We start from the raw sequence: 13,582 nt of genomic DNA, 5'->3' as shown, positions 1-13,582 counted from the left end.
CGTCGCTCAGGAAGAAGGGTGCACGTGATTCGGCGTTTGCGCAATATCCCCGTCGCTCAGGAAGAAGGGTGCACGTGAATCGGCGTTTGCGCAATATCCCCGTCGCTCAGGAAGAAGGGTGCATATGATTCGGCGTTTGCGCGATATCCCCGTCTCTCAGGAAGAAGGATGTCCGTGATTCGGCGTTTGCGCGATATCCCCGTCGCTCAGGAAGAAGGATGTCCGTGATTCGGCGTTTGCGCAATATCCCCGTCGCTCAGGAAGAAGGATGTCTGTGATTCGGCGTGTGCGCGATATCCCCGTCGAGCTTGAGCGAAAAGGGATAATGGTCAAGTTGAGGAGGTTACCGTAGTTCCTGAGCGAAAGGGATATTAGAGAAATGGAAAGTTTGGAGTAAGTAGTGTCCTATTCCTGAGCGAAAGGGATAATGGAGAAATGGATCGTTGCTGAAGAAGTAGTACCGTATTCCCTGAGCGAACGGGATAACGGTCGAAGGAAGTCTTCCGAAGCGAGGTAGGTTACAAACAAAAAAGGAACGATTCGACTGCCGTCCGGCTGTCGAATCGTTCCTTTTCTTTATTTGTCGGCAGGGCGTACCGCGCCTAGATCACTTCGCGGCGGCGTTCACGGCTTCGCGCCAGGCGCGGATGCGATCATTCAGGTCGCTCACCTTCGGGACCGGGACGGCCTTATCGGTCAGGTCGTACTTCGCCTTCAGCGAAAGAATCCGGTAGACGCTCTCGTCGATGCGCTTCTCGGTCAAGTCGCCGTTCTGTACGGCCTTCATGAGCGTCTGGCGAACGGCCTTCTCCGTATCGTAGCCATGCCCGGCGAGCAGAATGTCGCTGCCCGCCCGGACGGTATCGACGACGACCTTCGCGAGGTCGTAATGCTTGGCGATCGCGCCCATCGTCAGGTCGTCGGTGATCACGACGCCTTGGTAGCCGAGCGTGCCGCGCAGCTGGTCGCCGATGATGATCTTGGAGAAGGAGGCCGGCGCGTTCGGGTCGATGAGCGGGAACAGAATGTGCGCCACCATGACGGCGTCGGCCTTCTGCTTCACGGCTTCCTCGAAGGGAATCCATTCGAGCTTGCGCAACTGCTCGGTCGTCTTCTTCAGCACCGGCAGATCCAGGTGGGAGTCCACGCCGGTATCCCCGTGACCGGGGAAATGCTTCACGACCGAAACGATGCCCGCGTCGCGCATGCCTTTCATCTCGGCCATCCCCAGCTTGGTGACGAGATCGTCGGTCGCCCCGAAGGAGCGGTTGCCGATGACGGGGTTGTTCGGATTGCTGTTGATGTCGAGTACGGGCGCGAAGTCCACGTTAAACCCGAGCGCCTTAATCTCCTCCGCCAGCAGGCTACCCATTTCTTCGGCCAGTTTTGCGCTTTTCGTCCGGCCGACGGTCGCGTTCGGCGGGAAGGAGACGAGCTCGTCCTTGGGAGTGCGGCTGACCTTCCCGCCCTCTTGGTCGACGCTCACGAAAAGCGGGGCCGGGTTGGCGGTGTTCGCCTTCTTTAGCTTGTTGACGAGCGCGACGGTGCCCTTGATGTCTGACACGTTCGGCGCATAGAGGATCACCCCGCCGACGTGGTCCTGCTGGATCATGCGCAGCGTCTCGGCATCTAGCGACTGCTTGCCTTCAAAACCGACGAGAATCATCTGGCCGACTTTCTCCTCGAGCGTCATGCCCGCGATCTTGTCGCGAATGAGGTCGCCGCTTGTCTCACCGGACGTGGGGGAGGAGGCGGGTGGCGGAGATTCGGTTAAGCCGGGAGACGGGGTGGCCGGTATTGTCCCGGAGGGCGCTGTGGAAGATGGAGCTTGCGCGGTCGGACTTGCCGCGGGCGATCCGCTGCTTCCCCCGGTTCCCCCGCATCCCGACAGGGCGGCGATCGCCGCCGTTCCGAGCAATATCATTTTGAACCGGTTCTTGCTATGTCTCATCTTGCGCACCTCTTTCGATTTGAAAAGGAAAGCCCCATCCCCCGAACGTTTCCGAGGGAAGGAGCCGATTTCAGCTATCGTATTGGACGTTGCGGCGGACAAAAAGGTTACTTGGCGCTGGTCGGATCGAACGAGCTTTTGAGCGAGACGATCCGGTTAAACGCCGGCCGGCCCGGCTCGCTGACTTTCGGATCGACGTTAAAGTAGCCGTGGCGGAAAAACTGGAACTTTTCTTGTCCCGTCACGTCCTTCAAGCCGGGCTCGACGAAGCCTTGTAGCGTTTCGAGCGAGTTCGGGTTCACGTGATCCAGGAACGTCCCCTCGTCATCGTCTTCGGCTTCGTCCGCGATGAGCGGCTCGTACAGACGGAACTCGGCTGGGACGGCGTTCGACGCGTCGACCCAGTGAATCGTGCCCTTCACCTTGCGTCCGGTGAACCCGGAGCCGCTCTTCGTCTCGGGATCGTACGTGCACCGCAGCTCGACGACTTCGCCTGCTTCATTCTTGACGACTTCTTCGCACTTGACGAAGTAGGCGTGCTTGAGACGCACTTCGTTGCCGGGGAAGAGACGGAAGTACTTGCTCGGAGGGTTCTCCATGAAGTCGTCCTGCTCGATATAGATCTCGCGGGAGAACGGGATCTGGCGGTTGCCCATCTCCGGGTTCTCCGCGTTGTTCTCCGCTTCGAGCCACTCCGTTTCGCCTTCCGGGTAGTTGGTGATCACGACCTTCAGCGGCCGGAGCACGGCCATCGTCCGCAGCGCCTTCAGCTTCAGGTCCTCGCGGATGAAGTGCTCGAGCTGGCGCTCGTCGACGACGCCGTAGCTTTTGCCGACGCCGACGTCGCGGCAGAACGCGCGGATGGCTTCGGGCGTATACCCCTTGCGGCGCATCCCCGAGATCGTCGGCATGCGGGGGTCGTCCCAGCCGTCGACGATCTGCTCCTCGACGAGCTTCTTCAGCTTGCGCTTGCTCATAACGGTATTGGTCACGTTCAGACGGTTGAATTCGTATTGGCGCGGCTTGGCCGGCGTCTCGCATTCCTCGATCACCCAGTCGTAGAAGGGGCGCTGATCTTCGAACTCGAGCGTGCAGATCGAGTGGGTCACGCCCTCGATGGCGTCCTCGATCGGGTGCGCGTAGGCGTACATCGGATAGATGCACCAGGCGTCGCCCGTCTGATGGTGGACGGCGTGAGAGATCCGGTAGATGACGGGATCCCGCAGATTGATGTTCGGCGACGCCATATTGATCTTCGCGCGCAGCGTCTTCGTGCCGTCGGGGAATTCGCCCTTGCGCATCCGCTCGAACAGGTCGAGGTTCTCCTCTACGGAGCGGTCGCGGTACGGGCTGTTCCGTCCCGGCTCGGTCAGCGTGCCGCGCTGCTCGCGGATTTCGTCGGCCGTCAGGTCGCAGACGAACGCCTTGCCTTTGCGGATCAGGCGGACGGCGTATTCGTACATTTGCCCGAAGTACTCGGAGGCGTAGTGGAGCTCGTCCCACTCGAAGCCCAGCCAGCGCACGTCTTCCTTGATCGCGTTGACGAACTCGAGGTCTTCCTTGAGCGGATTCGTATCGTCGAATCGCAGGTTCGTCCGTCCGTTGAATTCGTCCGCAAGCTCGAAGTTCAGGCAGATGGACTTGGCGTGGCCGATGTGCAGATAGCCGTTCGGCTCGGGCGGGAAGCGGGTGACGACCTCGGTAACCCGTCCGGCTTCGAGATCCTCGATCACGATATTCTTAATAAAGTTCGATGACGATGGCGATTTGTTTTCCAATGCGACCAACCTTTCCTGCGGGTACATGTTATTCCTTCATCATACACAATTTTACCCGCGCTTATAAAGTGGTTGGCGAAAAAACCGGAGTCGGACCCGCGCCGATCGCCCATTGTCGAATAAGGCGGTTATGGGTTATAAGAAAACCCCCATGAGGGGCGCAATAAACGGAACGATTGAATTTACCGATGATAGTGGTAACCCGTGCACAAACCCCCGAACGCAGCGGCAGTGCCAGACGCAAGAAGCTGATCTTCACTTAAAAAGGAGGGGGGGTGAGAAACGCGCGTTCTTATTCGAGGGATTTTGTGTCGAACATTGTCGAGCTAATAAATCACATAAAATCTCGCAGATATAAGATAATCGGGCGTTATTTCATCGTCCTTATTGGGCGCATGCCCTAGAGCGATAAGGCATTTATGGGCTTACAGAACGCATTAAAGATTTCTCATAAAAAAACGCTAAAGGCGTAACTTTTTGCCGCAGCGTATCGTTATAATGAATGGAAAAGAAATTGGTAGAGAGAGGGAGGAAAGGCAATGGAAGCGGCCGACCGGCAATCGCTGCTTAGCGTTCGCGGCGTTGAACGTTCTTTCGACGTCGGCAACTCGAAGCTGCGGGTGCTTAAGGGAATCGACCTTGAGCTTCAAACCCATCAACTCATCATGCTGAAGGGGCGTTCCGGCTCCGGCAAAACGACGCTGATGAACTTGATGGGGGGTCTCGATACGCCGACCAAAGGGGAGATTCATTTCCGCGGACAGCCGTTTCATCAATGGAACGACGACCGGCGCACGGAGGTGCGCCGCAAGGATATCGGCTTTATTTTCCAAGCTTATGCGCTTTTGCCCTTGTTGTCCGCCTACGAGAATGTCGAACTCTCTCTGCGCATGGCGAAGACGCCGCGCGGAGATTGGAAGAAACGCATCACGACCTGCCTGGACATGGTAGGGCTCGCGAAGCGCATGCATCACCGGCCGTTCGAGCTGTCTGGCGGGGAACAGCAGCGCGTCGCCATCGCGAAGGCGATCGCCCACCGGCCAAGCCTGCTGCTCGCCGACGAACCGACGGCCGAGCTCGACTCGCAGATGGCCGCGCAGGTCATGACGGTGTTCCGCGAGATCGTCCGATCGGAGAACGTCACGATCTGCATGACCACACACGATACCACGATTATGGAGGTTGCGGACCATGTTTACGAAATGGTGGACGGCGTATTCGTCGCAGGATAAAGGAAGGAACCGTTCGCGCAAGGCATCCGGACTGCTCGCGGCGATGACGCTGTCCGTGGCGCTAACCGGTTGCTCGCTGCTGCCGAACGAACCCGCGGAGGAAGACTTGTCGTCCATCCAGCTTCCGGAAGTGTCGAAGAAGCCGGAGTACGAAGTGACGACCAAGACGCTGGAGACGACGGTAGCGGGATCCGGCAAAATCCTGTCGATGCAGGAGAAGACGCTGTACTTCTCTTCCCAGACGCTCGACGGCAAGCGGCTCAAGAAATTATACATACAACCCGGCGACAAGGTGCAAGCCGGACAGGCGATCGCGGAGCTCGACGTCGAGGATATCAAGAAGAACATCCGTAACCAGCAGTTGCAGTTCCGGCAGCAGGAGCTTCAGATGAAGGAAACGCTGCGGCAGAAGGACGAGATGGATCCGATCGATTTCGAGCAGAAGCAGATCGCCTTCGAGGAAGCCCGTCAGCAGCTCGCCGACTTGCAGAAGGACGTCGGGGACGCCGTTCTGACCGCGCCGTTCTCCGGGACGGTCGTGTCGATGAACGTGCAGGAAGGCGCGGCTATCAAGGCGTACGACCCGATCTGCATCGTGGCGGATCCGAGCCGTCTGATCGTCGCCGCCGAGATGTCCAAGGACGATCTCGCCAAGGTCGCGATCGGCATGGAAGCGAAGGTCGACATTAACAGCGCAGGCACCGTGAAGGGCACGATCAAAGCGCTGCCGCAGCCCAAGGACGACAGCAACAACGGCGGCAATCCGAACGGCCAAGGGCCGAAGGTGACCAATCTCGGCGACTACCTGCTGATCGAAGTCAAGGATCTGCCGAAGTCGGCCACGCGGGGCACGCCGCTCACGGCGTCCGTCGTCGTCAACCGCAAGGAGAACGCGGTGGTCATCCCGCTCTCCGCGCTCCGTACGGTCGGCGCGCGCACGTACGTGCAAGTAGCCGAAGCCGATGGAAGCAAGCGCGAGGTGGATATCGAGGTCGGCCAGCAGACGTCGACCGATGCCGAGGTGCTGCAAGGGCTGACGCCGGGGCAGAAAGTCGTAGGACGGTAACCGATGGCGCTGATCCGGTTTCTATTTCGCAAAATGTGGAACACCCGCTGGCTCACCCTGAGCACGCTCGCGGGGCTGCTGGTGGCCGTGGCGTTCACGACCAGCATTCCGATGTACGCGGACGGGGCGCTGAAGCGGGTCGTCGCCAGTTCCCTGAAGGAGAACAGCGAAGGTATGCCGGCGGGATCGCTCCTGATCCGGTACCAGCCGAGCAACGGGAAGACCGATCCCGCAGCATTCGCCAAGGTAGACGATTATATCACCAAGGACGTGCCGGCGGATATCGGCTTCCCGACCGAGGCCAACCAACGCAGCCTGGCGCTGCGAAGCGCGGAAGTGCAGCCGGAGGACTCGACCAAGGTGGACGCCAGCCGAACCCGCAAGATGACGCTGGCCGCCTTCGGCGGGCTCAAGGAACAGTCGGACCAAGCCGGCGGCAAATGGTACGCCGACCGGGCCTCGTCCGACGGCACGCTCCAAGCCGTCATGATGGAAGAAGCGATGTACCGCAACGATCTGCATGTCGGGGACGTTCTCTACTACCCGATCTACGGCGGACTGGACCTGCAGCTGAGAGTCGAGATCGTCGGCTCGTTCAAGCCGAAGGCCGATTCGACCAAGTATTGGTACCAAGGGCTCGAGAATCAGATGAACACGTTGTTCATCGCGGAGCCGGCGATGCTGGAAGACCTGGTCAAGGAAAAGAAGATCCCGCTGCAGACGGCGAGCTGGTACAGCGCGTACGATCTGCGGGAGATCAAGACGAGTCAGCTGTCGCCGCTCTCGCACACGCTGAGCAGAACGGACATCGAAGTCAATCAGCGGCTGCAGGATACGCACGTCGAGATCTCGTTCGCGGAGATGCTGAGCCAGTTCCGCAGAGACAGCATCCAGCTGCAGACGATGTTGTTCACGCTGGCCGCGCCGATGATCGCGATGGTCTTCTACTTCATCACGATGAACGCGCAGCAATCGCTGGAGAAGCAGCGATCCGACATCGCGGTCCTGCGAAGCCGTGGGGCGGGGACGAGGCAGATCTTCCTGCTCTTTCTCCTGGAGGGGGCGCTGCTCGGCATCGTCTCGCTCCTCACGGGGCCGTTCATCGGCTGGTTCATGGCGAAGAGCATCGGTTCGGCGAGCGGCTTCCTCGAGTTCGTGAACCGCAAGTCGATCCCGGTCGGCTTCTCGACGGACAGCGTGCTGGCGGGCGCCGTCGCCGTCCTCGTCGCCATCGCGGCGGCGGTCATCCCGGCGATGGTGTTCACGCGCACGTCGATCGTCGACTACAAGCGCAAGGTCGCACGGGGCAACCGCGCTCCGGTCTGGCAGCGCTGGTTCCTCGACGTCGTGCTCGTCGGCGTGGCCGGCTACGGCTGGTACCTGTTCAACGAGCGCCAGATGATCTCGTTCAAGACCGGAATGACGACCGACCAGCTGAACGTCCAACCGTTCCTGTTCTTCGTGCCGGCGATTAGCATCTTCGCGGCGGGACTCGTGTTCCTGCGACTGTTCCCGCTGCTGCTGAAGCTGTTCGGCTGGCTGGGACGGTCGATCCTGCCGGTGCCGCTGTACCTGACGTTGACGCAGCTGTCGCGCTCGTCGAAGTCGTATTATCCGCTGATGATCCTGCTGATCCTGACGCTAGGCCTCGGGGTGTACAACGCTTCGGCGGCGCGGACGATCGGGCTCAACTCCGAAGAGCGGATCCTCTACAAGCACGGCGCGGACGTCGTCGTATCCGCCTCTTGGGAGGGCAGTCCCGAAGTGAAGGCGCCATCCGGCTCGGGCGGAGGCTCCGGCGGAGGTAGCGGTGGCGGCGGTGGCGGCGGTGGCGGCGGCCAAGGCCAACGGCCGACGCCGTCGAAGACGATCTTCAACGAACCGCCGTTCGAAGTGTTCCGCACGCTGCCGGGCGTCGAGCAAGCGGCGCGCGTGCTGCAAGCCAAGACGAGTCTGACGGTGGCGGAACGCACGGCCGGGCAGGGCATGATCGTCGGCATCGACAACGTCGACTTCGCCCGCGTCGCCTGGTTCCGCGACGATCTGTACCCGGCCGGCTTCTACAAGTATCTCGCCGTCCTGGGCAAGTCGCCGGGCTACGCGCTCGTCTCCTCGAATCTCGCCAAGAAGTACAATCTGAAGCCGGGGGATTCGATCAAGGCGGTGCTGCAGGAGCAATCGATCGAATTCGTCATCGCGGCGACGCTGCCGTACTGGCCGTCGCAGTATCCGGATACGACCCCGTTCATCGTCGCCAATCTGGACTATATCTACGACCAGGTTCCGCTGATGCCGTACGACGTCTGGCTGAAGATGCAGCCGGGCGCGCTCACGGCGCCGATCATCCCGGCCTTGCAGGCCAAAGGCGTCGAGATCGCGACGATCCAGGACGCGCGCAGCGAGCTGGTCGCGCAGAGCAAACATCCGGCCCGCGGCGGCGTATTCGGGATTCTAAGCCTCGGCTTCCTGGTCTCGATCATCGTCTCTCTGTCCGGTTACGTGTTGTACTGGTTCTTCAACCTGTCGGGCCGGATCGTCCAGATCGGGATTCTGCGGGCGATGGGGCTGTCCCGCAAGCAGTTGACCGGCATGCTGCTCCTCGAACAGGTGTTCACGGCCGGTCTGTCCATCGGTCTCGGCATCGGGATCGGGAAGCTCGCGAGCGTCCTGTTCCTCCCGTTCCTGCAGACGACGGACAATACGGCCGGCCAGGTGCCGCCGTTCCGGGTCATCTTCCAGGCGACGGATACCTATCGCCTGTACATCGTCGTAGGCGTCATGATGGCGATCGGCGTCGCCATCTTGGTCACCCACATCCGCCGCTTGCGGGTCCACCAAGCCGTCAAGCTGGGAGAGGAGCGTTAAACGATGATTCAATGCGAAGGCCTCGTGAAGATCTACAAAGCCGACGATCTCGAAGTCGTCGCCCTGCAAGGGCTGAACCTGTCGGTGAAGCCCGGGGAGATGATGGCGATCATCGGCAACAGCGGCAGCGGCAAGTCGACGCTGCTGAACATCCTCGGCGGGCTGGACCGCCCGTCCGCCGGGCAAGTCCGCGTCGGACCTTGGGATCTGCTCAAGGTCAGCGACGACGACTTGGTGAAGTACAAACGCGAGACGGTCGGCTTCATCTGGCAGAACAACGCGCGCAACTTGATCCCGTATCTGTCGGCGATCGAGAACGTGGAGATGCCGATGATGTTCTCCGGCAAAGTCGACCGCGCCTATGCGAAGCAATTGCTCGAATGGGTCGGCCTCAAAGAACGGATGCACAACAAGCTCACGCAGCTGTCGGGGGGCGAACAGCAGCGGGTCGCGATCGCGATCTCGCTCTCGAACCGCCCGCAGCTGCTGCTCGCCGACGAACCGACCGGCTCGGTCGATACGCGGACATCCGACATGATCATGGATATCTTCCGCAAGTTCAACCGGGAGCTCGGCGTGACGATCGTCATCGTCACCCACGACTTGTCGCTCGCCGGCAAGGTGGACCGGGTCGTCGCCATCCGCGACGGCCTGACGAGCACCGAATTCATCAAGCGCAATCCGAATCTCGACGGCGCGCCTCCGCTCCACGGCGTAGACGCGCTCGACGAGGTGCACGAAGCGTACGTCGTCGTCGACCGGGTCGGCCGCCTGCAGGTGCCGAAGGAGTACTTGCAGCAGTTGGAGATCGGGGACAAAGCCAGCATGGAGTTCGACGGAGAGAAGATCGTCATTCGCGCACCGAAACCATTAGAGGGGGAAACCGCATGAAACCGCACAACAAGAAGATCCGCCGCGTCGTTGCCGGCGGGATGGCGCTCAGTATGCTCGTACCGCTGCTCGCAGCCTGCAGCAGCGGAGACAACAAGGATCCGAACAACCGCCACACGCTCCGCATCGGCACGATGTACGGCAGCTCGCAGGACGAATACTGGTTCCGCCAGCAGTACACCGATCTGTTCGAATACTCGCACAACAACATCGATATCGAGATCGTCCCGGCGATCGACTACACGGAGAATCAGTTCGAAGAGCCGGAGAAGCAGCAGCAGCCGGTCGATCAACTGGCGAAGGTAAAGGCGATCATGACGGGCGCCAATCCGGTCGACATCATGATCATCGACCAGCCGAGCCTGCTGAGCCAGCTCGTGCAGGAGAATCTCGTGAAGCCGCTCGATCCGATGATCAAGGAAGACAAGATCGACACGACCGCGTTCGTGCCGACGGTGATCGACGGGATCAAGGAGCTCGGCGGAGACAATCAGCTCTATGCGCTGACGCCGACCTTCATGCCTTCCGCGCTCTACTACAACAAGACGCTGTTCCAGAAGGCCGGCGTAGAGCTGCCTACCGACGGCATGAGCTGGGACGACGTGTTCAACATGGCGAAGCGCCTCGCGTCGGGCAAGGGCGGCAAGGACGGCACGTACGGCTTCACGTTTAACCAATGGGGCGGCAGCGATCCTTACTCCGACGTGACGAACTATGTAGCGCCGTTGAAGATGAAGATCTACGACGACAAGGCCGAGAAGATGACCGTGAACACGGATCAATGGGCCAACGCCTGGACGAAGATCGTCGACCTGTACAAGAACCACGTCGTGCCGACGCAGGAAGATATGCAAGCCATCTACAGCAGCCAGCAGAACAACGACGGCAAAGGCATCTACAATCCGTACCAGAACCAATTGTTCTTCATGGGCAAATCCGCGATGATGATCGGCCAATACAACATGCTGAACGATATCGAGACCTTCAACAAGAACTACGAGAAACTCAAGATGCCGAAGCTCGAGTGGGACGTCGTGACGGTGCCGCAATTCACGAACGAGGCGCCCGGCATCGGCACCAACATCAACCTCAGCACGCTGTCGGCGATCAACGCCAAAGCGGCGAATCCGGACGACGCTTGGGAATTCGTCAAGTTCATGAACGGCGAGGAATGGGCGAAGTTCAAATCGCGCAGCAGCTACGAGATGCCTTCCCGCAAAGCCTTCATCAAGCCGCGCGACGGCATGACCTACAACCTCGACGCCTTCACGAAGCTGAAGCCGGCGCCGCAGAAGTCGCTGAGCGAGACCAAGATCGAGCAGGAACGTCAGAACCTGTACCTGATCGGCCAGCTGGGGCAAACGGAGTTCAACAAGGTCATGCAGGGCCAGAAGACGGTCAAGGAAGCGCTCAAGGAATTCGAGGAAAAGGGCAACGATCTGCTGCAGAAGATCAAGCTCAAGCCGAACGGCCCGATCGACGGCGTAGGCGGAGACGTCTATGGCGGCGGCGGTCCGATCATGTATAGAGGCTAACGTTATCATCTAACGTATCTTACGCACAGACAATCACCGCGCGGTCAGTCCTCAAGAGCGCTGATCCGCGCGGCTTTTTTTGCCGATATCCATATCCAAATTGCACCAATTGAAAAGGTTGAGGGGAGCGTTTTTTCATTGCATAATCCGAATCAGGTTCGTTACAAAAAATGGGTCGCGGGGTTAGCGGCGCTGATCGCCATCCTGCCGGTCCTCAGCGCGTGCAGCTTCGGCAGCAAAGACAATCCGAACGAGCGGCGCACGCTGCGGATCGGGATGGCCTACGGGAGCAAGGACAGCGAGGAATATTACCGCCGCGACTTGACCGATATGTTCGAGCTGACGCATAAAAATATCGATATCGAGTTCGTGAACGCCATCGACTACTCGGATATGCAGTTCGCGACGGAAGAGGAGCGGAAAAAGGCCCAGCAGGTCGACCCGAACGAGAAGCTGCGCGGGATCATGACGGGCGACAACCCGGTCGACGTCGTCCTCACCGATCTGGGTTCGCTGAGCAAGCTCGTGGAAGACAATCTGCTGAAGCCGCTAGATCCTTACATCAAAGAAGACAAGATGGATCTGTCGGACTTCCTGCCGAACGTGCTGGACGCGATCCGCGAGCAGGGCAACGGGCAGCTGTACGGGCTGTCGCCGACGTTCTACAGCTCCGCGCTGTTCTACAACAAGAAGCTGTTCGCCAAAGCGAACGTGAACCCGCCGACCGACGGGATGAGCTGGGACGACGTCTTCACGCTGGCCCGGTCGATGAAGTCCGGCACCGGCAAAGATGCGGTATACGGCTTCAACCTGAGCAGCTGGGGCGGCGGACTGAACTATTACGACGTCCAATATCAATACGCCGATCCGCTCAAGCTGCGCATGTTCGATGCCGCCGGGGAGAAGATGACCGTCAACACGGAGCAATGGAAAAAAGCTTTGAGCAAGCCGTTTAATCTGTACAAAGACCATGTCATGCCGCACCCTGAGGACTTTCAGAACAACAACAACGACGGCCGCTATAATCCTTATCAGAACCGACCGTTCTTCCAAGGCAAAGTCGCGATGGAGATCGGCGGCTACTATAACGTGAACGATCTGATCGCCTACAACAAAAACGTGGACAAGATGAAAGGCGCCGAGAAGCTCGAATGGGACGTCGTCACGCTGCCTTCGCATCCGGAAGCGCAGGGAGGCGGCAACATCGGCCTCGGCAGTCTGCTCGTCATCAACGCCAAGGGACATAATCCGAAGGACGCTTGGGAATTCATCAAGCACTACAACAGCGAAGAAGTGGCGAAGTTCAAGGCGCGCAGCAATTCGGAGCTGAGCGTCCGCCAGAAATACATTAAGCCGAAGGACGGCGAGAACTATCACGTGGAGGCCTTCACGAGCGTGAAGCCCGGCTCCTACGCGAGGAGCGATGCGGACGTGAAGCTGTATCAAGAGCGGCCGAATCTGAACATGATTCAGGAGATCGGACAGATCTACTTCCAGCAGGCGACGGAAGGCAAGATCTCGTTAGACGATGCGCTGGCGAAGTGGGAGACGAAGGGCAACGATCTGCTGCAGAAGATCAAGCTGAATCCGACCGGGGATCTGAACGCCGAGATGGATTCGCTGCGCCAGGAGAGCATGGGCGGCATGTCCGGCGAGCGGGCCATGGTGCGGGCAGCCGCGGGCGGGTAATAAGCGGACGGCCAGACGCGTATCCTATAGCCAGGACAACCATGTTCCGGAGGGATACGCGATGAAATGGATTTATTGGTCCCGCCTCTACGACAGCAAGTTCCAAGCGGGCTGCCTCGTGCGCCGAATGGAGCACGACGGCTGGCTGTTCGGCGTCGACATGCCGCGCGAGATCGAGGTCTACCGGTCCCGCAAGGGCAAGTACGGCGTTCGATACGTCCCCTGAACCGAATAAAGGCATCGGACATGATCCAGGCCGGCTGCGGCGCGTCTTGCAGCCGGCCTGAGCATGTGGTAAGGTCGTTGAACGGGGAGGTGTTTGGAGATGCGCAGAATGCCTTTATCGGCGGATACCGCCCAGAAGCTGGCCGCCCATTTGAAGGTGCCGCTCGAGCACCTGATGCATATGCCGCAGCACATCCTGCTGCAGAAGCTGGCCGAGATGGCCCAAGCCGATGCCGCGGCCGGAGCGGAAGAAGCGAAGGCGGAGACGGACGGGGACAAATAAAATACGATCTCCGTCTATTTTTTTTCTTTTTTTTTCTTGACGATAGTATCGGTTATGTAGTATATTA

The 13,582-nt window shown here is 59.6% G+C and carries 10 protein-coding genes; 8 read left to right on the top strand and 2 right to left on the bottom strand.

Annotated elements, in window-relative coordinates; genetic code table 11:
- Positions 1-607: 607 nt before the first annotated feature.
- A complete protein-coding gene (gene nagZ, locus H7C19_RS21150; RefSeq protein WP_246469644.1) occupies positions 608-1,951 on the bottom strand; it encodes a beta-N-acetylhexosaminidase in 1,344 nt (447 codons plus the stop codon).
- 107 nt (positions 1,952-2,058) lie between these two features.
- On the bottom strand, positions 2,059-3,756 hold the full coding sequence (locus tag H7C19_RS21145) for a glutamine--tRNA ligase/YqeY domain fusion protein (protein WP_185671040.1): 1,698 nt from the start codon (positions 3,754-3,756) through the stop codon (positions 2,059-2,061).
- 512 nt (positions 3,757-4,268) lie between these two features.
- Between H7C19_RS21145 and H7C19_RS21140 the strand changes: the two genes are divergently transcribed.
- The 8 genes from H7C19_RS21140 to H7C19_RS21105 all read left to right on the top strand — a co-directional run bounded on the left by H7C19_RS21140 (position 4,269) and on the right by H7C19_RS21105 (position 13,515).
- A complete protein-coding gene (locus H7C19_RS21140) occupies positions 4,269-4,961 on the top strand; it encodes an ABC transporter ATP-binding protein (RefSeq protein WP_185671039.1) in 693 nt (230 codons plus the stop codon).
- On the top strand, positions 4,921-6,027 hold the full coding sequence (locus H7C19_RS21135; protein ID WP_185671038.1) for an efflux RND transporter periplasmic adaptor subunit: 1,107 nt from the start codon (positions 4,921-4,923) through the stop codon (positions 6,025-6,027). Before H7C19_RS21140 ends, H7C19_RS21135 begins: the two co-directional genes overlap by 41 nt.
- Positions 6,028-6,030: 3 nt before the next feature.
- Positions 6,031-8,892, top strand: a complete 2,862-nt coding sequence (locus H7C19_RS21130) for an ABC transporter permease (RefSeq protein WP_185671037.1) — start codon at positions 6,031-6,033, stop codon at positions 8,890-8,892.
- Between the two features lie 3 nt (positions 8,893-8,895).
- Complete coding sequence (locus H7C19_RS21125; RefSeq protein ID WP_185671036.1) at positions 8,896-9,783, top strand: ABC transporter ATP-binding protein; 888 nt, start codon at positions 8,896-8,898, stop codon at positions 9,781-9,783.
- Complete coding sequence (locus tag H7C19_RS21120) at positions 9,780-11,318, top strand: ABC transporter substrate-binding protein (protein WP_185671035.1); 1,539 nt, start codon at positions 9,780-9,782, stop codon at positions 11,316-11,318. Before H7C19_RS21125 ends, H7C19_RS21120 begins: the two co-directional genes overlap by 4 nt.
- Positions 11,319-11,456: 138 nt before the next feature.
- Entirely contained in the window at positions 11,457-13,007 is a 1,551-nt protein-coding gene (locus H7C19_RS21115; protein ID WP_185671034.1) for an ABC transporter substrate-binding protein, read from the top strand.
- Between the two features lie 61 nt (positions 13,008-13,068).
- Positions 13,069-13,233: a hypothetical protein gene (locus H7C19_RS21110; RefSeq protein WP_185671033.1), complete on the top strand. Its 165-nt coding sequence runs from the start codon at positions 13,069-13,071 to the stop codon at positions 13,231-13,233.
- A gap of 99 nt (positions 13,234-13,332) precedes the next feature.
- Entirely contained in the window at positions 13,333-13,515 is a 183-nt protein-coding gene (locus H7C19_RS21105; protein ID WP_185671032.1) for a YycC family protein, read from the top strand.
- The last annotated feature ends 67 nt before the right edge of the window (positions 13,516-13,582 follow it).

This window comes from Cohnella nanjingensis, assembly GCF_014212125.1.
In the GTDB taxonomy this organism is placed as follows: Bacteria; Bacillota; Bacilli; order Paenibacillales; family Paenibacillaceae; genus Cohnella; species Cohnella nanjingensis.
The sequence above is the reverse complement of the archived record's forward strand: the minus strand, read 5'-3'. Positions and strand labels throughout refer to the sequence as shown.

What these genes read in the sequence shown, in the direction of transcription:
- H7C19_RS21105 (WP_185671032.1), top strand. Translation starts at nt 13,333, where the DNA reads ATGCGCAGAATGCCTTTATCGGCGGATACCGCCCAGAAGCTGGCCGCC.
- H7C19_RS21135 (WP_185671038.1), top strand. Translation starts at nt 4,921, where the DNA reads ATGTTTACGAAATGGTGGACGGCGTATTCGTCGCAGGATAAAGGAAGG.
- nagZ (WP_246469644.1), bottom strand. Translation starts at nt 1,951, where the DNA reads ATGAGACATAGCAAGAACCGGTTCAAAATGATATTGCTCGGAACGGCG.
- H7C19_RS21110 (WP_185671033.1), top strand. Translation starts at nt 13,069, where the DNA reads ATGAAATGGATTTATTGGTCCCGCCTCTACGACAGCAAGTTCCAAGCG.
- H7C19_RS21120 (WP_185671035.1), top strand. Translation starts at nt 9,780, where the DNA reads ATGAAACCGCACAACAAGAAGATCCGCCGCGTCGTTGCCGGCGGGATG.
- H7C19_RS21130 (WP_185671037.1), top strand. Translation starts at nt 6,031, where the DNA reads ATGGCGCTGATCCGGTTTCTATTTCGCAAAATGTGGAACACCCGCTGG.
- H7C19_RS21125 (WP_185671036.1), top strand. Translation starts at nt 8,896, where the DNA reads ATGATTCAATGCGAAGGCCTCGTGAAGATCTACAAAGCCGACGATCTC.
- H7C19_RS21145 (WP_185671040.1), bottom strand. Translation starts at nt 3,756, where the DNA reads ATGTACCCGCAGGAAAGGTTGGTCGCATTGGAAAACAAATCGCCATCG.
- H7C19_RS21140 (WP_185671039.1), top strand. Translation starts at nt 4,269, where the DNA reads ATGGAAGCGGCCGACCGGCAATCGCTGCTTAGCGTTCGCGGCGTTGAA.